The sequence below is a fragment of the Streptomyces olivochromogenes genome, from assembly GCF_001514115.1.
Classification (GTDB): domain Bacteria; phylum Actinomycetota; class Actinomycetes; order Streptomycetales; family Streptomycetaceae; genus Streptomyces; species Streptomyces olivochromogenes.
In genome coordinates this window covers 398,803-419,399 of record NZ_KQ948454.1, presented here as the reverse complement: position 1 = coordinate 419,399, position 20,597 = coordinate 398,803, and the positions used below count along the sequence as shown (strand labels likewise).

The 20,597-nt window shown below is 69.6% G+C and carries 18 protein-coding genes and 1 pseudogene; 12 read left to right on the top strand and 7 right to left on the bottom strand.

Annotated features, from left to right (window positions below; genetic code table 11):
- Positions 1–88 precede the first annotated feature (88 nt).
- Together AQJ27_RS14360 and AQJ27_RS14355 are read right to left on the bottom strand one after the other, a co-directional pair.
- Positions 89–1,444, bottom strand: a complete 1,356-nt coding sequence (locus AQJ27_RS14360; protein WP_067367362.1) for a sensor histidine kinase — start codon at positions 1,442–1,444, stop codon at positions 89–91.
- Positions 1,445–1,756: 312 nt separating this feature from the next.
- A complete protein-coding gene (locus tag AQJ27_RS14355) occupies positions 1,757–3,040 on the bottom strand; it encodes a sensor histidine kinase (RefSeq protein ID WP_079064971.1) in 1,284 nt (427 codons plus the stop codon).
- Positions 3,041–3,423: 383 nt separating this feature from the next.
- On the opposite strand from AQJ27_RS14355, the gene AQJ27_RS14350 reads away from it, so the two are divergent.
- The 12 genes and pseudogenes from AQJ27_RS14350 to AQJ27_RS52055 all read left to right on the top strand — a co-directional run.
- Positions 3,424–3,837, top strand: a complete 414-nt coding sequence (locus AQJ27_RS14350) for an NADH-quinone oxidoreductase subunit A (protein ID WP_067367359.1) — start codon at positions 3,424–3,426, stop codon at positions 3,835–3,837.
- Entirely contained in the window at positions 3,828–4,514 is a 687-nt protein-coding gene (locus AQJ27_RS14345; protein WP_079064970.1) for an NADH-quinone oxidoreductase subunit B, read from the top strand. Before AQJ27_RS14350 ends, AQJ27_RS14345 begins: the two co-directional genes overlap by 10 nt.
- Positions 4,511–5,866, top strand: coding sequence for an NADH-quinone oxidoreductase subunit C (locus AQJ27_RS14340; protein WP_067367356.1), 1,356 nt, complete (start codon positions 4,511–4,513; stop codon positions 5,864–5,866). The genes AQJ27_RS14345 and AQJ27_RS14340 overlap by 4 nt, the downstream gene beginning before the upstream one ends.
- Positions 5,863–6,831, top strand: coding sequence for a complex I subunit 1/NuoH family protein (locus tag AQJ27_RS14335; protein ID WP_067367353.1), 969 nt, complete (start codon positions 5,863–5,865; stop codon positions 6,829–6,831). Before AQJ27_RS14340 ends, AQJ27_RS14335 begins: the two co-directional genes overlap by 4 nt.
- A gap of 2 nt (positions 6,832–6,833) precedes the next feature.
- Positions 6,834–7,574 carry a NuoI/complex I 23 kDa subunit family protein gene (locus AQJ27_RS14330; RefSeq protein ID WP_067367350.1) on the top strand — a complete coding sequence of 247 codons (741 nt, stop codon included), beginning with the start codon at positions 6,834–6,836 and terminating at the stop codon, positions 7,572–7,574.
- On the top strand, positions 7,571–8,224 hold the full coding sequence (locus AQJ27_RS14325) for an NADH-quinone oxidoreductase subunit J family protein (protein WP_067367347.1): 654 nt from the start codon (positions 7,571–7,573) through the stop codon (positions 8,222–8,224). The genes AQJ27_RS14330 and AQJ27_RS14325 overlap by 4 nt, the downstream gene beginning before the upstream one ends.
- Positions 8,224–8,622, top strand: a complete 399-nt coding sequence (gene nuoK, locus AQJ27_RS14320) for an NADH-quinone oxidoreductase subunit NuoK (protein WP_067367344.1) — start codon at positions 8,224–8,226, stop codon at positions 8,620–8,622. Before AQJ27_RS14325 ends, nuoK begins: the two co-directional genes overlap by 1 nt.
- On the top strand, positions 8,619–10,610 hold the full coding sequence (locus AQJ27_RS14315; RefSeq protein ID WP_067367340.1) for an NADH-quinone oxidoreductase subunit 5 family protein: 1,992 nt from the start codon (positions 8,619–8,621) through the stop codon (positions 10,608–10,610). The genes nuoK and AQJ27_RS14315 overlap by 4 nt, the downstream gene beginning before the upstream one ends.
- Before the next feature lie 6 nt (positions 10,611–10,616).
- Positions 10,617–12,203 (top strand): NADH-quinone oxidoreductase subunit M, encoded by a 1,587-nt coding sequence (locus AQJ27_RS14310; protein ID WP_067367337.1) that lies wholly within the window; start codon positions 10,617–10,619, stop codon positions 12,201–12,203.
- Positions 12,200–13,699 carry an NADH-quinone oxidoreductase subunit N gene (locus tag AQJ27_RS14305; RefSeq protein ID WP_067367334.1) on the top strand — a complete coding sequence of 500 codons (1,500 nt, stop codon included), beginning with the start codon at positions 12,200–12,202 and terminating at the stop codon, positions 13,697–13,699. Before AQJ27_RS14310 ends, AQJ27_RS14305 begins: the two co-directional genes overlap by 4 nt.
- Positions 13,700–13,866: 167 nt before the next feature.
- Positions 13,867–14,730 carry a zinc metalloprotease HtpX gene (htpX, locus tag AQJ27_RS14300; protein WP_060901518.1) on the top strand — a complete coding sequence of 288 codons (864 nt, stop codon included), beginning with the start codon at positions 13,867–13,869 and terminating at the stop codon, positions 14,728–14,730.
- Positions 14,727–14,855, top strand: a pseudogene (locus tag AQJ27_RS52055) (YccF domain-containing protein); the annotation flags it as partial. The gene htpX and the pseudogene AQJ27_RS52055, both read left to right, overlap by 4 nt.
- Here the strand turns inward: AQJ27_RS52055 and AQJ27_RS14295 are convergent.
- The 5 genes from AQJ27_RS14295 to AQJ27_RS14275 form a co-directional block, all read right to left on the bottom strand.
- Positions 14,821–16,788, bottom strand: coding sequence for a recombinase family protein (locus AQJ27_RS14295; protein WP_067367332.1), 1,968 nt, complete (start codon positions 16,786–16,788; stop codon positions 14,821–14,823). The pseudogene AQJ27_RS52055 and the gene AQJ27_RS14295 overlap by 35 nt on opposite strands.
- 208 nt (positions 16,789–16,996) lie before the next feature.
- Positions 16,997–18,358: a replication initiator gene (locus AQJ27_RS14290; RefSeq protein ID WP_067367329.1), complete on the bottom strand. Its 1,362-nt coding sequence runs from the start codon at positions 18,356–18,358 to the stop codon at positions 16,997–16,999.
- Positions 18,359–18,657: 299 nt separating this feature from the next.
- Positions 18,658–18,855 carry a hypothetical protein gene (locus AQJ27_RS14285; RefSeq protein ID WP_067367326.1) on the bottom strand — a complete coding sequence of 66 codons (198 nt, stop codon included), beginning with the start codon at positions 18,853–18,855 and terminating at the stop codon, positions 18,658–18,660.
- Positions 18,852–20,153 carry an FtsK/SpoIIIE domain-containing protein gene (locus tag AQJ27_RS14280; RefSeq protein ID WP_067367323.1) on the bottom strand — a complete coding sequence of 434 codons (1,302 nt, stop codon included), beginning with the start codon at positions 20,151–20,153 and terminating at the stop codon, positions 18,852–18,854. The genes AQJ27_RS14285 and AQJ27_RS14280 overlap by 4 nt, the downstream gene beginning before the upstream one ends.
- Entirely contained in the window at positions 20,153–20,500 is a 348-nt protein-coding gene (locus tag AQJ27_RS14275) for an SCO3933 family regulatory protein (protein ID WP_067367319.1), read from the bottom strand. The genes AQJ27_RS14280 and AQJ27_RS14275 overlap by 1 nt, the downstream gene beginning before the upstream one ends.
- Between the last annotated feature and the right edge of the window lie 97 nt (positions 20,501–20,597).

The following is a 20,597-nucleotide window of genomic DNA, read 5'->3' as shown; positions in this document are numbered from 1 at the left end:
GCCCGGGGGGGGGGGGGGGGGGGGGCCCCCCGGGGATGGGACGGGTAGGGGCGGCGGGGGCGAGAAACACCCCACCCCCCAACCCCGCTCACCCCCGCCAGGGCAACTCCGCAGTGATCCGACTGGGCCCACCCACCGGAGAGTCCACCACCAGAACCCCGTCCACCGCATCGAGCCGCTCCGCCAGCCCCGCCAGCCCGGACCCACCGGAAACTTCAGCCCCACCCACACCATCGTCGACAACCTGAAGCATCAGCCGGTTCTCGACCCGCCACACATCGACCGTGGCCCGCGTCGCCCGCGCATGCTTACTGATGTTCTGCAGCAGCTCGGACACGGTGAAGTACGCGATCCCCTCGATCGCCGGCGCCGGCCGAGCGGGAAGATCCACATCCACCTGCACCGGCACGGTGCACCGCGAGGCCACGGAAGACAGCGCCGCATCCAGCCCACGATCGGTCAGCACGGCCGGATGAATCCCCCGCGCCAGATCCCGCAGCTCCTGCAACGCCGTCTTCACCTCACCGTGCGCCTCGTCCACCATCCGCGCCGCGGCCTGCGGATCCTCGGTGAGCTTCTCCTTGGCCAGACCGAGCCCCATCGCGAGGTTGACGAGCCGCGCCTGCGCCCCGTCGTGCAGATCCCGTTCGATGCGCCGCAGGTCCGCCGCGGCCGTGTCGACCACGACCCCCCGGTCCGACTCCAGCTCGACCACCCGGCTCGCCAGCCGCGACGGCCCGAGCAGCCCCGCCACCATCACCCGGTCCACCGTGGTCAGCGCCCGCACGATCCACGGCGTGGCCATCGTGATCAGCAGCCCCAGCAGCGCGGTGACGGTGATCTCGAAGGGGTTGTCCAGGTAGATGCGGTGCGCGCCGTCGCCGTAGAGCTGGAGGCCGCCCTGCCCGCCGTACATCGGGAAGACCCAGAACCACAGCGGATACGTCAGCATCGCCCAGCCGTACGCCCAGAAGGTCAGCGTCACCACGAACGAGAACACCGACCACGGGAACTGCACCACCGAGTACAGCAGATGCCGCCACGCCGACCCGTTCTTGAGGATCGCCCCCATCCACGCCAGCGCCCCGTGTTTGCGCACCCGCAGGGGCTTCGGCGCGGCCACCTCGAGCCCGAGCAACCCGCGCGCCCGCGCCCGCTCCAGCGCGCCGAACCCGAGGACGCCGGCGAGGGCCGCGGCGAGCACCGGGATCCCCAGGAAGGTGATCAGCAGGCCCATGCCGAGCGAGAACATCGTGACGGCGAACGTGAACATGAGGATGCCGACCGGCAGGCCCGACATCACGTAACCGAATTCGCGCCAGCTGCGCGCCTCGATCGGCGCCCGCAGCGGTGTCGGGAGACGGTGCCGCCGCTCCTCGGCACCCGCCTCGTGGAATCCGGGCCCGCTCGGGTACCCGTACCCCTGTCCGTACTCCGTCGCCATCGGTCTCGTCCGTTCTGCTCGTCCTGCTCGTCGGTTCGTACCCCCACCCTGCTGTTCCCGGCCCTTGCCGACCATGGAGCGGGTCGGCGTCTTGGGACGGGGGTTTTCCCTACCTCCGAGCAGGACGGAAGTCGCATACCGACGGCCCGCGTCAAGGCGGACCGGCCAAGGCGGCCCCTTCAAGGCGGACTGGCCAAGGCGGCCCCTTCAAGGCGGACGTGCCATGGCCGACGCGCCAAGGCGGACCCGCACGGGTCACCCCGTAGGCCGGCCCCGTCAGCCCCGTCAGCCCCGTCAGCCCCGTCGGCCCCGTCAGCCCTGCCCGTCCCCCCGGTCCCGCCAAGGCAGCTCCGCCGTGATGGTGGTCGGGCCGCCGGGCGGTGAGTCGATGACGAACAGTCCGTCCACCGCGCCCAGCCGGTCCGCGAGCCCCGCCATCCCCGTACCGCCGTCGAGGGCGGCCCCACCGCGCCCGTCGTCCTGGACCTGGATGAGCAGCCGCTCGTCCGTCCGCCACACGTCGACCGACGCGGAGCGCGCCCCGCTGTGCTTGCTGACGTTCTGCAACAGCTCGGACACGGTGAAGTAGGCGATGCCCTCGATGGCGGCGGCCGGTCTCGTCGGGAGGTCGGCCGTCACCTTCACCGGCACGGTGCAGCGCGAGGCGACCGACGACAGCGCCGCGTCGAGGCCCCGGTCGGTGAGGACCGCGGGATGGATGCCGCGGGCCAGATCGCGCAGCTCCTGCAGCGCCAGCTTCACCTCGCCGTGCGCCTCGTCGACCATGGCCGCGACGGTCTCGTCGGCCTGCCCCTCGAGGATCTTCTCCTTGGCCAGACCGAGTCCCATCGCGAGGTTGACGAGCCGCGCCTGCGCCCCGTCGTGCAGATCCCGTTCGATGCGCCGCAGGTCCGCCGCGGCCGTGTCGACCACGACCCCCCGGTCCGACTCCAGCTCGGCGATGCGCCGCTCCAACTCGTCCGAGGGCGACAGCAGCCCGCGCACCATGGCCCGGTCCACGTTCGTCAGCCCCCGCGCGAGGAACGGCAGCACGGGCCACAGCAGGAACAACGACGTCAGCGTGACCGTGAACGTGACGATGCCCCACGGCAGCCGGATGAAGTCGTACAGCACCGTCCGCCAGGCCACCGGGTCCCGCAGGCTCGACCACAACCAGGGGAAGAAACCCGTCCCGCGCACCGGCATCGGGCTCGGCTCGTCGATCCGCACGCCGAGCAGCTTGCGCGCCCGCGCCCGCTCCATCCGGCCCAGCAGCCGTGTGCCCCGCAGCCCGCCCGCGAGCAGCGGCAGCCCGATCGCCGTCACGGCCAGCCCCGCGCCCGTGGAGACGAGCGTCACGACGTACACGAAGCCGAGGATCGAGATCGGCAGATTGGCGAGGAGGTGCGCGATCTCCTTCCACGTCTGCCGGCCGAGTGCGAAGCGTGGGGGAGGCAGCCGGTCGCCGTCGGCCGACTCGTCCGGTACGTCTTGTGCATCTGGTACATCCGGTACACCCGGTATGTCCGGGGCTCGCGGCGTGTCCGACGGGCCGAGGGGGCCGAGGGGGCCGACAGGGATGATGCGTTCGGTCATATTCGCTAGCCTGCCCGGCGGCGGGCCGCCGCGCCATGAGGTCGACCGCCACGATCCACTGGGGAAAACCCCACCCCTTGAGGTGAAAGCGAAGGCCGCCGCGCGGTGTACCTGGATGTGCTCGCGAGGTGAAATGGGAAGTGACCGCGAGGTGTGGACGGGAACCCGGTGACACCTGAGCCGGGCGAGTGCGCGAACCCGGCGACAGGCGAGGCGGACTAGTCCCTGACATGTCCCCGATAGCCAATGCGTGACGGGCTGCTTACCGTCTCTTTAGCAGGCCCTAGACTCCCGTCCGTACAGATCGTCGAACGGGGCGCATCACAGCGTGCGCGACGGGGCGCGCGCCGGGCGCCAACGAGGTCAGGGAGTGAGGGGCTGACGTGCCGGAACCGACCGTTGTCACGGCAACCGGGGCCGTCGTCGCGGCGGGCTACTTCCAGTCGTACTCGGTCGTCGGACTGCTCGCCGTCGTCGGCGTGCTCTTCGTCGCCGTCGCCTTCGGGGCGGGCCGCCTGCTGCGGCCGGTGGTCCCGACCCCCGAGAAACTCCTGACATACGAGTGCGGCGTCGACCCCGTCGGCGAGGGCTGGGCCCACACCCAGGTCCGCTACTACGTCTACGCCTTCCTCTACGTCATCTTCGCCGTCGACTCGATCTTCCTCTTCCCCTGGGCGACCGTCTTCGCCGCGCCCGGCTACGGCGCGGCCACCCTCGTGGAGATGTTCATCTTCCTCGGCTTCCTGGCCGTGGGCCTGCTGTACGCATACAAGAAGGGCGTCCTGACATGGACGTGACCCCCTCGGACGTGACCCCCTCGACGCCCTCCGAGCCGGCGCCGCTGCCCGAGCCGGTGCTGTCCGAACCGGTGGCGCTGCCCGAACCGGTGGTGCTTGCTGAGCCGGTGCTGCTTCCCGAGCCGAAGCGGCTCGGTGTGCTCTCCCGGCTGGCCCCGGAGCCGATGAAGGTGGTCCTGAACTGGGGCCGCCGCTACTCGCTCTGGGTCTTCAACTTCGGCCTCGCCTGCTGCGCGATCGAGTTCATCGCCGCGTCGATGGCCCGCCACGACTTCATCCGGCTCGGCGTGATCCCGTTCGCACCGGGCCCGCGCCAGGCCGACCTGATGGTCGTCTCCGGCACGGTCACGGACAAGATGGCCCCGGCCGTCAAGCGCCTCTACGAGCAGATGCCCGAGCCGAAGTACGTCATCTCCTTCGGCGCGTGCTCCAACTGCGGCGGCCCGTACTGGGACTCCTACTCCGTCACCAAGGGCGTCGACCAGATCATCCCGGTGGACGTCTACGTCCCCGGGTGCCCGCCCCGCCCCGAAGCGCTGCTGCAGGGCATCCTCAAGCTCCAGGAGAAGATCGCCCGGGAGTCGCTGGGGGAGCGCTACAGCTCCTCGCCGCGTCCGTCGGCCGCCGCCCTCCAGAGAGGCCTGGTGCGTCCGCCCGCCGTGGGGGAGGACCGATGACCGTCGGCTGGCTGCCCGCCCCCGTCGAGGAGCTCTTCGGCCCGGAGGCCACGGCCGAGGAGTCGTACGAGGTCCTGACGGTCGACGTACCGCCGACTGCCTGGATCTCCGCCCTGGAGACCGCGCGCGACTCGCTGGGCTGCACCTACTTCGACTGGCTGAGCGCCGTCGACGAACCCGGCACGGGCTTCCGCGTCGCCGCGCACGTGGTGGCCCTGTCTCCCGTACGCCGCCTCCTCGTCCGTACGACCGTCCCACACTCGGAACCTGTCCTGGCCACGGCGGTCTCCGTGTACGCCGGCGCCGGCTGGCACGAGCGCGAGACCCACGAGATGTTCGGCGTCACCTTCGAGGGCCACCCGGGCCTCGACCCCCTTCTTCTCCCCGAGGGCTTCGAAGGCCACCCCCTCCGCAAGGACTTCGTCCTCGCCGCCCGCGTCGCCAAGGCCTGGCCCGGTGCGAAGGAGCCGGGAGAGTCCGATCACGGCGGCCCCAAGCGCCGCCAGATGCTTCCGCCCGGCGTACCCGACCCCAACGAATGGGGCCCCCTGAAGGGCCAACTCCCCCCGGCCCCCGCCCGCCCGGCGCGCGGAGCGGCCCGAGCCGCGGGCGACCGCCCGGTACGGCGGGCCCGCACGGCGGGCGAGGGCTCGGCAAGCCAGACCACGACCACTGGCGACACGGGAGCCGGTCCCGCCGCCGGTGCCACCACTGCGACCACTGCTGCCGCTGCCGGTGCGCAGGCCCCCACGTCCCCTCGCCGGGCGCGCAGCGCCAGCCAGGGCTCGGCCAGCCAGCAGACCGAGGCCCCGGCCGCCGACGAACAGCCGACTTCGACAGCCGCCCCCGCGGCCCCGGGGACCGCCGAGCCGACGCCTCCCGCCGGCCCTCGCCGGGCGCGCAGCGCGAGCCAGGGCTCGGCGACACAAAGGACACAGGCCGCCGAGCAGCCGCCCGCTGCCGCAACGCCGCGCAGCTCCGACGCCCCGTGGCACCACGCCCGCCCCGCGTTCGACGAGCCGCAGCAGGCGCAGGAACAAGCGCAGGAACAGGCGCAGGAGCAAGCGGAGGAGCAAGCGCCGAAGCAGGAGTCGAAGCAGGAGTCCAGGTCGGAGTCGGAGCCGGGGGTCGCCCCGGAGCCCGCAGCTGCCCCGAGTCCGGACCCCGAAGCCACCTCGAAACCCCCGGCGTCCCCCGAGCCGGACTCCGAGTCGGACCCCGGCTCGCACTCCGACTCCACCCCCACTCCCGAAGACCCCACTCCCGAAGACCCCACGCCCGAAGACCCCGCCCCCGAAGACCCCACGCCCGAAGACCCCACCCCCAGAAACCCAGCCGGAGGCACGCAGTGAACGACGCTCTCGACGTCGCCCTACGCCTCCTCGTCGTCTTCGTCGTGTTCCTGACGTTCCCCCTGATCGTCGGTCAGACCGAGCACAAGGTGATGGCCCACATGCAGGGCCGACTCGGCCCGATGTATGCGGGCGGCTTCCACGGCTGGGCCCAACTCGTCGCGGACGGTGTGAAGTTCGCGCAGAAGGAAGACATCGTCCCCGCGGGTGCGGACCGCCGTATCTTCCAGCTCGCCCCCGCCGTCGCCCTTCTCCCGTACCTTCTCGTCCTCCTCGCCATCCCGATCGGCCCGGGTGAGGGCGCCGTCGGCCAGGTCGTCGACGCGGGCATCTTCTTCGTTCTCGCCGTGATGGGCGTGGGCGTCCTCGGCTCGCTCATGGCGGGCTGGGCCTCGGCCAACAAGTTCTCCCTTCTCGGCGGCCTGCGCACCGCCGCACAGCTCCTCGCGTACGAACTCCCGATGCTGCTGACCGCCGCCTCCGTCGCGATGGCGGCCGGCACGGTCTCCCTGCCCGGCATCGTCGCCGCCTTCGAGTGGTGGTGGGTGCCCTGGCAGCTCGTCGGCGCGGTCGTCTTCTTCGTGGCGGGCCTCGCCGAACTCCAGCGCCCGCCCTTCGACATGCCCGTCGCCGACTCGGAGATCATCTTCGGCGCGTACACCGAGTACACCGGGCTGCGCTTCGCGCTCTTCCTCCTCGCCGAGTACGCCGGAATCGTCGTCCTGTGCGGTCTGACCACCGTCCTCTTCCTGGGCGGCTGGCACGGCCCGTGGGGTGCCGACGGCCTCGGCTGGGTCTGGACCCTTCTGAAGGCGGCCCTCCTCGCCTTCGTCGTGATCTGGCTGCGCGTCACCTACCCCCGTCTGCGCGAGGACCAGCTCCAGAAACTCTCCTGGACCCTCCTCATCCCCCTCTCTCTCGCCCAGATCGCCCTCACCGGCATCGTCAAGGTGGTGATCTCGTAACCATGGCTGAGCCTCTCCCGCCCACCCGTTCCCGCATTCCTGGCTCCGGACTCGCCAAGGGCCTGGCCGTCACCCTCCGCACGATGACGAAGAAGACCGTCACCGCGCAGTACCCGGACGCCCAGCCCGAACTCCCGCCCCGCTCCCGCGGCGTCATCGGGCTGTTCGAGGAGAACTGCACGGTCTGCATGCTGTGCGCCCGCGAGTGCCCGGACTGGTGCATCTACATCGACTCCCACAAGGAGACGGTCCCGCCGGCCGCCCCCGGTGGCCGCGAGCGCAGCCGCAACGTCCTCGACCGCTTCGCCATCGACTTCTCCCTGTGCATGTACTGCGGTATCTGCATCGAGGTCTGTCCTTTCGACGCGCTGTTCTGGTCCCCGGAGTTCGAGTACGCGGAGACCGACATCCACGAACTCACCCACGAGCGCGACAAGCTCCGCGAGTGGATGTGGACGGTTCCGGCCCCGCCCGCCCTCGACCCCGGCGCCGAGGAACCGAAGGAACTGGTCGCTGCCCGCAAAACCGCCGACAAACTCGCCGCCGAGGCAGCCACGGCAGCCGAGGCAGCCGAACTCGCGGCACGGACAGCCGAACAGGCTGCCCAGCCCGAACCCCCGGCCGGCGGCACGACTACGACCACGGGCAGTACCACAGACACGACCACGGGCAGTACCACAGACACGCCCACGGACACGCCCGAGTCCTCCAAGCCCTCCGACCCGCAGGACGGTGCGTCGTGAGCCTCGCAGCAGCCACGGCCGCCGCGGCGCGGGCCACGACCACCGCCGCCGAGAGCCACGGCTTCCTCTCCCCGACGGGCGTCGAGATCGCCTTCCTCCTCGTCGGCCTGGTCACCTTCGGCGCCGCGATCGTCACCGTCACCACCAAGCAGCTGGTGCACGCCGCCCTGTGGCTGGTGATGGCGCTCGGCGGCCTCGCCGTCGAGTACCTCCTGCTCACGGCCGAGTTCATCGCCTGGGTGCAGGTCCTCATCTACGTCGGTTCCGTCGTCGTCCTCCTTCTGTTCGGTCTGATGCTCACCAAGGCGCCGATCGGCCGCTCCCCGGACGCCGACTCGGGCAACCGCTGGGTCGCCCTCACTGTGGCCGTCGCCGCGGCTGCCGCCCTTGTCTGGGTGGTCGTGGACGCCTTCCGCACCACCTGGGTCGACCTGAAGGGCCCCGCCGCAGGCTCCACCGAGGTCACCGGAGCGAGCCTCTTCCAGAACTGGGTCCTCCCCTTCGAGGCCCTCTCCGTCCTCCTTCTCGCCGCCCTGGTCGGCGCGATCGTCCTCTCCCGCAAGGCGAAGGCGGACGCGACCACCCCCGCGGACGCTGCCACCCCCGCGGGTGCCCAGAGCCGCCGGAGCGAGAAGGAAGGGACCCGCTGATGCACCTCGCCTATCCCGCCGTGCTCTCCGCCCTCCTCTTCTGCACCGGCCTGTACGGAGTCCTCGCGCGACGCAACGCGATCCTGGTCCTGATGTCCGTCGAGCTCATGCTCAACGCCGTCAACCTGAACCTCGTCGCCTTCGACGTCTGGCTCTCCAGGACCGCCCGCGACACGCTCCACTCCGGCCAGGCCCTGACCCTGTTCACCATCGCCATCGCGGCCGCCGAGATCGGCATCGGTCTGGCGATCGTCCTCGCCGTCTACCGGGGCCGCGGCACCTCGGACATCGACAAGCTCCGCGACACCGCCGAGGGCCCCGCCCCGGACGACTCCCGCGGCGACGGCACCGAAGAAGCCCCCGTCACGGGAGACGAGAAGGCTGAGGCCACCGCGTGACCACGACCACCCTCGCCGTCCTTGTCCCCCTCCTTCCGTTCCTGGGCGCCGCGGCCGGACTCCTCCTGGGCCGCACGGCCCCCGGCTACGTCCGCCCCCTCGCGGTACTCCCGTCCCTCACCTCGCTCGTCCTCGCCGTGCTGGTCGCTGTGCGCCAGGGCGGCGGCCAGGCCATCAACGCGGCCACCGAACTGACGCCCACCGGCTCGGTCCCGATCGAACTCGCCCTGCACATCGACGGCTTCGCCGCCCTCGTCGCCGTACTCGTCGGCGTCGTCGCCTCCTGCGTGCAGATCTACTCGACGGGCTACCTGCGCGACGACCCGCGCTACCCCTCGTACGCCGCTCTCGTCTCCCTCTTCACCTCCGCGATGCTGCTCGTCGTCTACTCCGGCGACCTGATCGTGCTCCTGGTCGGCTGGGAGGTCATGGGCATCTGCTCGTACTTCCTGGTCGGCCACTACTGGGAGACCCCCGAGGCCCGCGCCGCCTCGATCAAGGCCTTCCTGGTCACCAAACTCGGCGACGTCCCCTTCCTCATCGGTCTGTTCGCCCTGGGCACCGACGCCGGGTCCTTCCGCATCACCACGGTCCTCGGCACCGTCGCGAGCGGCGGACTGCACCATCCGACGCTGATCGCCCTGCTGCTCCTCGCCGGCGTGGCGGGCAAGTCGGCGCTGTTCCCGCTCCACACCTGGCTGCCCGACGCGATGGCGGGCCCGACACCCGTCTCCGCCCTGATCCACGCCGCGACGATGGTCGCCGCCGGTATCTACTTCGTCGCCAGGCTCCTCCCCGTCTTCCAGGCATCCTCGGCCGCGATGGTGGTCCTCGCCGTCATGGCCGCCGTCACGATGGCGGGCTCGGCACTCGCCGCACTCGCCCAGGACGACATCAAGCGGGTCCTCGCGTACTCGACCATCGGCCAGCTCGGCTATATGGCCGGCGCCCTAGCCGTCGGCGACCGCGGTGCCGCCGTCTTCCACCTCCTGTCCCACGGCGCCTTCAAGGCGCTGCTGTTCCTCGCCGCCGGCGTGATCATCCACGCCTCCGGCACCAACTCGCTGGCCGTCATGTCCCGCATGACAGGCCTGCGATCCCGCGTCCCGGACGCCTACTGGACGATGACCGTGGCGCTGCTCGCGCTCGCCGCGATCCCGCCGTTCAGCGGCTTCTTCTCCAAGGAGGCCGTCCTCGGCGCAGCCGAGCACGTCGCCACCGGCCACACCGAACACGCCCCCGGCTCCGCGGGCTGGATCGTCCTCGTCGCCGGTCTGGTCACCGCCGTACTCACCGCCGCGTACGCGACCCGGCTGTGGCTGCTGACCTTCCACGGCCGGGGCGTAGAGGCCCCCGACCACGGCAAGGAGCCGCGCAGCATGACCGCCGTGCTGTGGGTGCTCGCCGTCCCCTCCCTCGCCTTCGGGCTCGCGTACGGCCCACTGCCCGACTGGTTCGACGGCCGCGACCTGACACCGGTCCTCACCACCTCCGTCCTCGGCACGGGGCTCGCCCTGGTCGGCGGGATCATCACCTACGGAGCCTGGCGGCACACCACCGCGCTGGCTCCCCGCATCCCACTGGGTGCGGTCGCGGCCCACCCCGACGCCGACGCCGGGGTGGTGGAGGCCGAGGCGATCGCCAGTCACGCGCCCGCGTTCGGAGACGTGGCCTACGCCGCCGACCCGGCGGATCCCGGCCGGCTGCTGCTCGGCCCGCTGCACCGGCACGCGGCCGTCGGATTCCACCTCGACGCCGTGTACAACGTGCTGTTCGTCCGCCCCGTCCAGGCCGGAGCCGCCCTCGTCCGGTTCCTCGACCGTGAGGTCGTCGACACCTACGTACGCGGTGCCGCCGCCCTACCCCGCCTGCTCGGCGCTGCCGTACGGCGCGCGCAGACCGGCAATGTGCAGACCTATGTGAGCGCGCTGCTCGCCGGCACCGTCGTCCTGGTGGTCGCCGCCCTCCTCGTCGCCACGGGAGCGTGAGCAGGCGTGATCGATATCAGTGAATCCGTGATGCAGATTCTTCTTGCGTTGATCGTCGTCGGGCCGCTCATCGGCGCCGCCGCCGCTCTCCTGCCAGCGCCGCCCGGACTGAAGGGGAAGTCACCGGACCAGGCCGTGCTGCGGCACGGCGTGATCGTCACCGGCGTGGTGCTCATCGCCGCGATCGTCCTCGCGCTCGGCTTCGACCACGACACCCCGGCCAAGGCACAGCGGATGCAGGCCACGACGGACATCAGCTGGATCCCCGCACTCGACGTGCGGATCCACCTCGGCATCGACGGCATTTCCCTCCCCCTTCTGGTCCTGACCGCGCTGCTGACCTTCCTCTGCGCGCTCTACAGCTACTTCAAGATGCCCGCCGGGCCGACCCCGAAGGCCTTCGTCGCACTGCTGCTCGTCCTCGAGTCCGGCACCCTCGCGACCTTCGCCGTCCTCGATCTGCTGCTGTTCTTCCTCGCGTTCGAGATGGTGCTCATCCCGATGTACTTCCTCATCGCCCGGTGGGGCGGTGCGCAGCGCCAGGCCGCGGCCTGGAAGTTCATCCTCTTCACACTGCTCGGTTCGGTCGTCATGCTGCTGGGCCTGCTCCTGATCGGAATCAAGGCGGGCACATTCGACATGGTGGCACTCGCCACTGACAACGGCCGGTCGCTGACCACATCCGTGCAGGTCATCGCCGTTTTGGCGATCGGAATCGGGCTTGCGGTCAAGACGCCGATGTGGCCGCTGCACAGCTGGCTGCCGGACGCCCACACCGCCGCGCCCACCGTCGGCTCGGTCCTGCTGGCCGGTGTACTGCTGAAGATGGGTACGTACGGTTTCGTCCGGATTCTGCTGCCGGTCGCGCCGGACGGGATGCACACCTTCGCCCCCTACCTCGCCGCCTTCGCCGTGGTCGGGATCATCTACGGATCCCTGGCCTGCCTGGCCCTCGCGAAACAGGGCGCGAAGGGCGATCTCAAGCGGCTCATCGCGTACTCGTCCGTCGGTCACATGGGATTCGTCCTGCTCGGCATCGCGACGATGACCCCGACCGGCGTGAACGGCGCGCTGTTCGCCAACATCGCCCACGGCCTCATCACCGGACTCCTCTTCTTCCTCGTCGGGGCGCTGAAGGACCGCACGGGCACCACCGACCTCGACACTCTCGCCGAGGGGACCGGCGCCGCGCTCTACGGCAAGGCTCCGCGTCTCGGCGGCCTCCTCGCCTTCGCCGCCGTCGCCTCGCTCGGGCTCCCGGGCCTCGCCGGATTCTGGGGCGAGATGCTGGCCCTGTTCGGCGCGTTCAAACCCGCCGCCGACCTCAGCCGTCCCGCATATCTGACGTTCATGGCGATCGCCGCCTTCGGCACGCTGCTCACGGCCGCGTACATGCTCGTCGTCGTACGCCGTGTGTGCATGGGCGAGACCCCGCGGCAGGAGGCGCCGAAGCTCGCCGACGTCCAGAGCTACGAGTTCGCGGCCTGGACGCCGCTCGTCGCCCTCACCGTCGTCGCCGGCCTGTGGCCCAAGGCCCTCCTCGGCCTGACCGACCCGGCCGTACAGCAGCTCCTCGCAGGAGGCACCCGATGAGCTCCCTGGTCCAGTCCGTCGACTGGCTCGCGATCGCGCCGCCCACCCTCGCCGCGGTCGTCGGACTCGTCGTGCTCGTCGCCGACCTCTTCATCGGCGAGGAGAAGAAGGCGGTACTCGGCTGGGTGTCGGTGGCGGGGCTCGCCGCGTCCGCACTGATGCTGCTGCCCCTCCGCGACGGCGACCGCGCCACCTTCTGTCTGACGGGCGACGCGCACGCCTGTAGCTACACGGCGGACCGCTTCACCCTCGTCATCCAGTTCCTGGTCCTCGGCGGCGCGCTCCTGGCGGCTCTGCTGTCGGTCACGGCCCTGAAGGACGCCAACAAGGGCCTCCCCGAAGGGGAGTTCTGGTTCCTGTTGCTCTCCTCGGCCGCGGGCGCCGCCCTGCTGCCCGCCTCCCGCGACCTCGCGACACTCATCGTCGCCCTCGAAGTCGCCTCACTGCCAGCCTTCGCGCTCGTCGGCATCAAACGCGGCGACAAGAAGTCCTCCGAGGCGGCCCTGAAGTTCTTCCTGTCCTCCGTCACCGCGACCGCCGTCAGTCTCATGGGCGTCAGCTTTGTCTACGCGACGACCGGCAGCCTCTACCTGACCCAGATCGCGGACAAGATCCAGCACGTCGACGGACAGTTCCACACCCTCGCCCAGGCGGGCGTCGTCCTCACCCTTGTCGGCTTCGCCTTCAAGACGGCCGCCGTGCCCTTCCACTTCTGGGTGCCCGACACCTACGTAGGGGCGCCTTTGCCGGTCGCCGCCTACTTGTCCGTCGTCGGTAAGGCGGTCGGCTTCTCCGGCCTGATCCTCGTCACCGTCGTCGCCCTTCCTTCGTACGGGGACGTCTGGGGCCCGGCGCTCGCCGTGCTGGCCGCCCTCACCATGACCGTCGGCAACGTCGCTGCCCTGCGCCAGCAGGCCACGCGCGCGTACAGCGCGGTCCGCCTCCTCGCCTGGTCCTCCGTCGGCCAGGCCGGCTACCTCCTGGTCCCGATCGCGTCCGCCGCCTACTCCAAGGACGCCGACAAGGCCATCGGCTCCACCGTCGCGTACGCCCTGATGTACGCGGTGGTGAACCTGGGCGCCTTCGCCGTGGCCGCCCTCGTCGCCCGTACGAGCCCCCTGAACCGCATCAGCGACTACCGGGGCCTGTACGCGAAGAGCCCCCTGTCCGCGCTGATCCTCGGCTTCTTCCTGCTCTGCCTCGCGGGACTGCCGCCGGGCATCATCGGGCTCTTCGCCAAGGTCACCGTCTTCGCGGCGGCCGTCGACGCGGGGCTCGGCTGGCTGGCCGTGGTCATGGCCGTCAACGTCGTGATCGCGCTCTTCTACTACCTCCAGTGGACGACCCTGCTCTTCCGCGCCCCCGAGGGGGAGCCCGAGAAGCACCGCGTCCCGGCACCGCTGACCGCCGCCATCGCCCTGACGGCCGTCCTGGGCATCGCCCTCTCCGGAGCACCCCAGCTGGTCCTGCGCTTCTCCGCAACCGGCCTGTTCTGAGACCCGTCACCAGGACCGTCACCCGGACGGTCCACGTGCACTGTCGCGCGCGCAAGGGAACTAGTGCTCCCCGCCTGGCGTTGACCAGTGCGGGAGGTTCCACTGAAAAGTGGAAGCAATATCAGCAAGCAAAGGGTTCCCCTGCCGCACCACTTGGAGGGCGTACCGTGCACCGCCGGCACAATGGGCTCAGGACCGCCGTACTCCTCGGGGGACTGTCCGCACTCATCATCGTCATCGGCAGCTTCTTCGGGCGTACCGGCCTCGTCGTCGCGCTGTTCATCGCGATCGGGACGAACGCGTACGCGTACTGGAACAGCGACAAACTGGCTCTACGCGCGATGCGCGCACGCCCGGTGAGCGAATTCGAGGCCCCGGCCCTGTACCGCATCGTCCGGGAGCTCTCGACCCAGGCCCGCCAGCCCATGCCGCGCCTGTACATCTCACCGACCGAAGCGCCGAACGCGTTCGCGACGGGGCGCAACCCGCGCAACGCGGCGGTGTGCTGCACCGAGGGAATCCTGCGCATCCTGGACGAGCGCGAGCTGCGCGGCGTCATCGGCCACGAGCTCAGCCATGTCTACAACCGCGACATCCTGATCTCGTCGGTCGCGGGCGCCCTTGCCTCCGTGATCATGTTCCTGGTGAATTTCGCCTGGCTGATCCCGGTCGGCCGTTCGAACGACGACGAGGGCCCCGGCATCCTCGGCATGCTGCTGATCATGATCCTGGGTCCGCTCGCCGCGTCCCTCATCCAGCTGGCCATCAGCCGCTCCAGGGAGTACGAGGCGGACGCGTCCGGCGCCCAGCTCACCGGCGACCCCCTCGCCCTCGCCAGTGCCCTGCGCAAGCTCGACGCGGGCACCAAACAACTGCCGCTGCCTCCCGAGCCGCGCATCGAGACCGCGAGCCACATGATGATCGCCAACCCCTTCCGCCCGGGCCAGGGAATGTCGAAGATGTTCTCCACGCACCCGCCGATGGCGGAGCGCATCGCCCGGCTCGAGCAGATGGCAGGTCGCCAGCAATGAAGACAATCCTGAACGTCATTTGGCTCGTCCTGAGCGGCTTCTGGCTGTTCCTCGGCTACTTGGCCGCCGGCGTGCTGCTGTGCATCACGATCATCGGCATCCCCTTCGGGATCGTTCTTCTGCGTTCAGCATCGCGCTCGGGTCGACCCGTCCTTCGATGACCATCGAGGGCAGTAGCTGAAGCTCCGGGAGAGGGACCTGTTCCACGTCCGCCAGGGCAGCGCACACACGGCTCCAGGTGTCGTCGGACGTCCAGGTGTTGAAGTGCTTCGAAGCCTGGATGGTGGCGCCGGTTTCCTTGATCACAACGGGCCAGGACTTGCCAGTGCGCGCCTTGTAGAAGATGGCATCCACGGATCGGCGAACGGTGCCCCGGCGCCCCTTGGGGAGTAGGGGAGCGACCTTTGCCCACTCCTCGTCGGAGAGCGCGGCAGCAGGGATACCGAGGCCAGCAGCGGCGTGCCAGGCACGAACGGTGCAGGGGACGCCGCCGCGCCGATCGTCGGGCACCGGACCCGTGATCGTGACCTTTAGTTCCAGCATGGACAAGATGGCCGCTTGCTGCTCCGGGGCCATGTCCGGGAACGACTTCTTCGCCATGCTTGCCAGCGCGATGAGATCCCGGGCCTGCCGGTCGGACTCCTCCATCTCCGCGAGCCATTCGGCCGCCTCGTCGCGCAGGTTCTGAAGCTGTTGGAGTTCGTCGTTCAGAACGGCTGTAGCCGTTTCAATAGCCTCGGCTGACTTGCTTTGCTTGGCTGATGCGACGATGACGGCCGTGATCGATGCGTTCATACCCTCGATCTGGTGGTCAAGGGCTGCGATCCGGTCGACCAGGGCAGTGGTGTCCCCTTCAGCCATCCCGATCCATTCGGCAGCCAACGCCTGGAGTTTTTCGCTATCGCTTGCGATCTCGGTGACGCGCCTCCACACATGCTTCTCAAGCGCGTTGGCGTCGATGCGCGAGCAGCCACAGGACTTCTGGCTAGGGTCTTTGGGCGCGTTGCCGGAGCATCGGTAGAACCGAGCGCCCTCCCGTGTTGGGGTGAAGCTGATCCCCGAATATGTCTTTCCGCAAAGGCCCAGGAGCCGACCGCTCAGCGGATAGAACCACCGCTGCCCACTGCTCTGCTTCGCTGTTTCGGCGACCTTGCGCCGAAGCTCTGCGCTCTGTTCCTCGGTCAGGATCCGAGGCAGGTCAATCCGTACGGAGTCGCCCCAGATGGGATTGCCGTTCTCATCGGTACTGGCGTGCTTTCCGCGGAAGACGAGTACGCCGTCGAGGACAGGCGTCGACATGATGCGATCGCGGAGGTTGTCGCGCGTCCATGTCTTGCCGGAACGCGCTGTGACCCCTTCGGCGATGAGACGGATGGTGGCCTTGCGAAGGTTGAGCCCTTCACCGACGACCAGGTCGTACACATGCCGGATGATCTCCGCCTCGTCCTCGTCGATCACCAGGTATGAGCCGGGGGTCCCCTTGTTGGCGATGCGGTAGCCGTACGGCGGACGCCCGCCGATGTGCGCGGCCGGTGTCAGTTCGGCCTTTTCCTGCAAGCCGCCCTGAGTGCGGTCGCGGATCGTCTCCCACTCTGTCTCGGCGTAGTCGGCGTCACGGCGCATCTTCTTGCGCCCTTCGGTCGTGGTGTTGTCGTAGTCGTCGGCGACGACAGCGACGTACACCCCGATGTCTTCAAGGGCCCAGACCCACCGCCAGAAGGCACGGCCCTTGCGACCGATCACACGGCCGTCCGGCACGACCACGATGTCGAAGGGGCGTGGGGTCTGCTGTGCGCTCTCCATCAGACGCTTCAGGTCACCACGATCCGCCGCTTCCAGGGAGCCAGAGACGCCCTCGTCCTTGTAGGTCGCGATGTGCGTCCACTGCTTGAGCGCGATGTGGCGGAGGGTCTTCCGGCTCTGCCTGGCAACGCCGTAGCCCTTTTTCTGTTCCTCGGTGGAGACCCGCAGATAGTCGACGGCGCGCAGTGCGCGTGTGCCAGTCGCCCGAACACCAGTCTCGAAAGCTGAGGACAGGGGTGTGCTTACATTGGACATGTCGACTCCCAATCAGTCGGCCAGCCCCGGGGCGGTGCCAGCCGCTGCCGGGGCGTTTCTGTCAACTCCGATGGTATCTGCGGGATATGACACATCGTCGGAGTTCCTGACATTCCTGCGTTGTGCACGCGGTCCGAACAGAATCCGCAGGAGTCGCACCCGCTCGGCCGGCGAGAGTGTCTTGTCTGGAGTCCATATGACCTTGGTGTCAGGCACTGCACCCGCCTCGGTCGGTTGCCGCCTCTTGTGCGAACTCACGGCTGGTGGCCAGATCTTCGGCGATGCCAGCGGCGAGTAACGCAGCTCCGGGGGAGTGGCCTGAGCCGACGTAGCGCCAATGTGCATCCGCGACGCTGCTGGGAATGGTTTCCTGCCCGTGGTGCTCCGCTCGGTCGGCGCGCAGTGCGGCGTACGTAGTCGAGTAGGCGCGGGATTTGGTGAGGATGTGGCCGCGGTAGCCGAGGGTGTGGGCCCAGGTGCGCAGTTGCATGGGCGCGTACTCGGGTAGGCCGCCGAGGCGCCAACAGGTGCGCATGAGTGCCCGTACATGGTCGGTGACGCGTGCCAAGTCGATGTCGTCCCAGGTAGTGAGCCGGTAGTCGGTGCCGGCGCCTGTCTCGTGTGCTCCCTTGGTGACGTACTTGGCTACGTACGCGGCTACGGTGTCGTCGCCAGGCCCGTCGGTGTCGGCGCGAATCGGACGAGCGTCGACCTGTACGCCCCAGCGCAGGGCGAGTTCACCGACGGCAGCGCTGTAGGGCGTGCGGACCATGACTCGTTGTGCGGATGCTCGCACCGCATCGGCAAGTCGGTCAGCCGTGCCCCAGGCCGGGGGTTCGTCGTTCGGTCCGTCCGGGCCGTCGAGGCGGACCACGGCGTGCACGTGGACTGCCGCACGCCTTTGGTACTCCGCGATCCGTGCGAAGGACAGCCGGGCGTGATCGGCGAATCGGGACTGTACGAGGCCAGCCGAGGAGGCGAGTTGGCGCCGGACGCCGATGACGAAGCGGTCCCAGAGCTTGCCTGCGTGTGCGTGCCAGAGGACGTGCGCCGGGTAGTCGTAGCAGTCGGCGCAGAGGGGTTGCCCGACGAGGGCATTGTTCGTGTCGTGGGTGGTGCCGCAGCCGAGGGGCCGATCGTGCTCGCACCGTCCGCGGTCGCGACGAGGGCGGCAGCGTTCCCCAGTGCGGTGCACGGGCCCGAAGGACGGGGCGGTGAGGGTGACGAAGAGCCGGGGGCGATGGCGGACCGTGGCGGGGACGTTCTTGCCGCCGATCAGGCCCGCGCGGACGAGGTGGAACGTGTCGCCTGCGTGGAGTCGGGAGCAGGGTGCGCAGACGGTTGCGCGTCTGTTGCGGCAGCGGACGAGGAGCCGTTCGCCGGGTTCGGTGCGGGTGTCGTAGTGGTGGAGGATCTCGCCGGTTGTCCCGTCCAGGGTGGTGGTCGAGCCGGAGAGATGGACCGGGTGGGCGCAGCCGCCCGTTGCTGTGATCTGCTCCAGCCAGCGGGCGAACTTCGGGTCTTGGGCGATGCGGATGGCGTCACGGTCGGTTTCGGAGAGCTGACGCAGGCGCGCCGCGCGGCCGAGGGCGGCGCGCCTGTCAGCCGAGGATGACTCGGGTGTGATGGTGGTGACCTTCCGGGGTGAGCCGCCGAAGCGGCACGGGTGGTGGTTGGTGGCGCGCAGTCGTCCATGGGGATCACTCCTTGCGTGGTCGGGGGTGCTTGCGAGGTCAGCGGATGGTTCCGGAGCCCCGGCAGACGCGGCAGCGGTGAAGCCGTCCGGTCCAGGATTTGCGGGCTCCGTCGCCCTTGCAGTGGGGGCACCTCACGCGGGGCATGGGCATGGCGTACGTCCTTCCTGCCGGTCTAGAAGTGGGAGAAGCCGCTCAGCACCCAGGTCAGGAAGCCGTTGATCGTGAGGCTGACCGGGGTCTGGCCGAGGTACATGCCGAAGAGGGCGATGCAGAACGCTTCCCACGCGCGCACGTTCCGGGAGCGCACCAGGAGGATGGTGATGATCCCGAGGAGGACCACGAGGGACACGGCGGTACCGGAGCTGATCACTGAGAGCCTCCTTCGAGCGCCGCGAGGGCACGGTCTACGGCGGGCAGTTCGGGTGTCATGGCGGCGTGCTTCCGGGCTGTGGCCATGGCCTCTTCAGTGGTTGTCAGGTGGGAGCGGGCTCGGCTCCAGCCGCCGTCCGGGCCGGTACACACGGCCACGCCCTGTTCCTCTGCGGTGATCGATTGGGCGACGACGACGGCGTCCTTGTTGAGATCCCCGAGGGTCATTTCTGCCGTGGCGGGGTCGTTGACGCGGTGGCAGATCCGGCCGCCGAGCTGCGCCCGCAGGGCGGTGACGCCAGGGCCGAGATCCGAGCCGACGCGTTGGCCGGCGACGACCAGGTGCATGCCGAGCGCGGCACCGAGCTGGGCCAGGCGGAGTAGGAGGGTGGAGCACTGTTCGGCTTCTGCCTTGCTCTCGCGTCGGCCGTCGGACAGGTAGAGCTCCGCGAGTTCGTCGACGATCACCACGACCGGCACGGGCCGCAGCGTCTCCGGGAGCTCCCAGATGGAGCGGACCCCCGCCGCGCGGCAGGCACGCATGCGGTCCTGCATGTCGTCGACCAGCGCGGCCAGCACCGCGACCGCCTCACGGCGGCATGTCGTCAGGGTGCTCAGCCGGTCGGCGAAGAGGCCGAGTTCCATGCCGCCCTTGCAGTCGATGCCGACCAGGGCGACGGGCTGCGGAGCGAGTTGAGTGATCAGTCGGGCCAGCAGGGTGGATTTGCCGGACCGGGTGGCGCCCGCGATGAGCCAGTGCGGGACGATCCGCAGGTCCATGACCCACGCGGCGCCGTTCTCCAGGACTCCGATGAGTGCGGACAGGAGCGCGGCGGGTGCCGAGGCTAAGCCGGGCCGGGCCAGCGGATCACTGGCGGTTGCCGTCAGGAGCACGAGGCCGCGTTCCGGCGAGGTGACCCGCACGGCATGGACCTTCCAGGCGTGTACCAAGGCGTCCGCCGCTTTCATGTAGGTCGCGGGGGTCTGGCCCGCGTGCAGGCGCACGGTCGCGGTCAGTCCCATGCGGTTGGCTCGCGGGAAGGAGAGCCGCGGAGTCACCGGCCGCAGCGGGTCGCCCTTGACGACCAGGTCCCCGAGCAGTCCGCGGGGCGGACGCCGCGATACGGAGAGGTCGTTGAGCATCGCGATCTTGCGCCAGGTGAACACCACCCGGCAGGCCGTCAGCGGGTATCCGGCGAGGTACCAGTGCCAGGCCGGACGGTGCCGGCGCAGCAGGTCACCGACGACGAGCACCCACGCGAGCGCGGCGAGTCCGAAGGAGAGTGCGATCGGTCCCATCACGCACCGCCGGTCTTGTTCGGCGCGGGAGTGCTGGGTACGGGGGTGATGGCGTCGGCGCGGAAGCTGATTCCGTGGCGGTCGCCCATGGCCCAGGCGAACGCGGTCAGTCCGGTGACCTTGAGGATCTGTCCTTCCTCGATGCCCTTCGGCTCACCGGTGACGGCGATCTCGATGACGGAGATGCGCCGGCCGTCCTGGCGCACCGTGACGGCCACGGAGTAGATCGTGTTGCCGTCCCGGTCCTTCTTGACCTCCTGTGTGTCGAAGTTGCTGATCTTTGCTTCGGGCGCGATGGCGCACCGCAGTACGCCCAGTCGTGCCGTGTCCACGGGAATGGACTGCATTGCTTGGCCTCCTTGGCCAGTCGGACGCCTGACATATTCAGACGTCACTTGTCCTTACGAGTGATGACTATGCGGCTCTGTACGGCGAGGGGTCAAC

What these genes read in the sequence shown, in the direction of transcription:
- AQJ27_RS14330 (WP_067367350.1), top strand. Translation starts at nt 6,834, where the DNA reads ATGGCTGAGCCTCTCCCGCCCACCCGTTCCCGCATTCCTGGCTCCGGA.
- AQJ27_RS14295 (WP_067367332.1), bottom strand. Translation starts at nt 16,788, where the DNA reads ATGTCCAATGTAAGCACACCCCTGTCCTCAGCTTTCGAGACTGGTGTT.
- AQJ27_RS14305 (WP_067367334.1), top strand. Translation starts at nt 12,200, where the DNA reads ATGAGCTCCCTGGTCCAGTCCGTCGACTGGCTCGCGATCGCGCCGCCC.
- nuoK (WP_067367344.1), top strand. Translation starts at nt 8,224, where the DNA reads ATGCACCTCGCCTATCCCGCCGTGCTCTCCGCCCTCCTCTTCTGCACC.
- AQJ27_RS14345 (WP_079064970.1), top strand. Translation starts at nt 3,828, where the DNA reads ATGGACGTGACCCCCTCGGACGTGACCCCCTCGACGCCCTCCGAGCCG.
- AQJ27_RS14360 (WP_067367362.1), bottom strand. Translation starts at nt 1,444, where the DNA reads ATGGCGACGGAGTACGGACAGGGGTACGGGTACCCGAGCGGGCCCGGA.
- AQJ27_RS14340 (WP_067367356.1), top strand. Translation starts at nt 4,511, where the DNA reads ATGACCGTCGGCTGGCTGCCCGCCCCCGTCGAGGAGCTCTTCGGCCCG.
- AQJ27_RS14280 (WP_067367323.1), bottom strand. Translation starts at nt 20,153, where the DNA reads ATGGGACCGATCGCACTCTCCTTCGGACTCGCCGCGCTCGCGTGGGTG.
- AQJ27_RS14275 (WP_067367319.1), bottom strand. Translation starts at nt 20,500, where the DNA reads ATGCAGTCCATTCCCGTGGACACGGCACGACTGGGCGTACTGCGGTGC.
- AQJ27_RS14355 (WP_079064971.1), bottom strand. Translation starts at nt 3,040, where the DNA reads ATGACCGAACGCATCATCCCTGTCGGCCCCCTCGGCCCCCTCGGCCCG.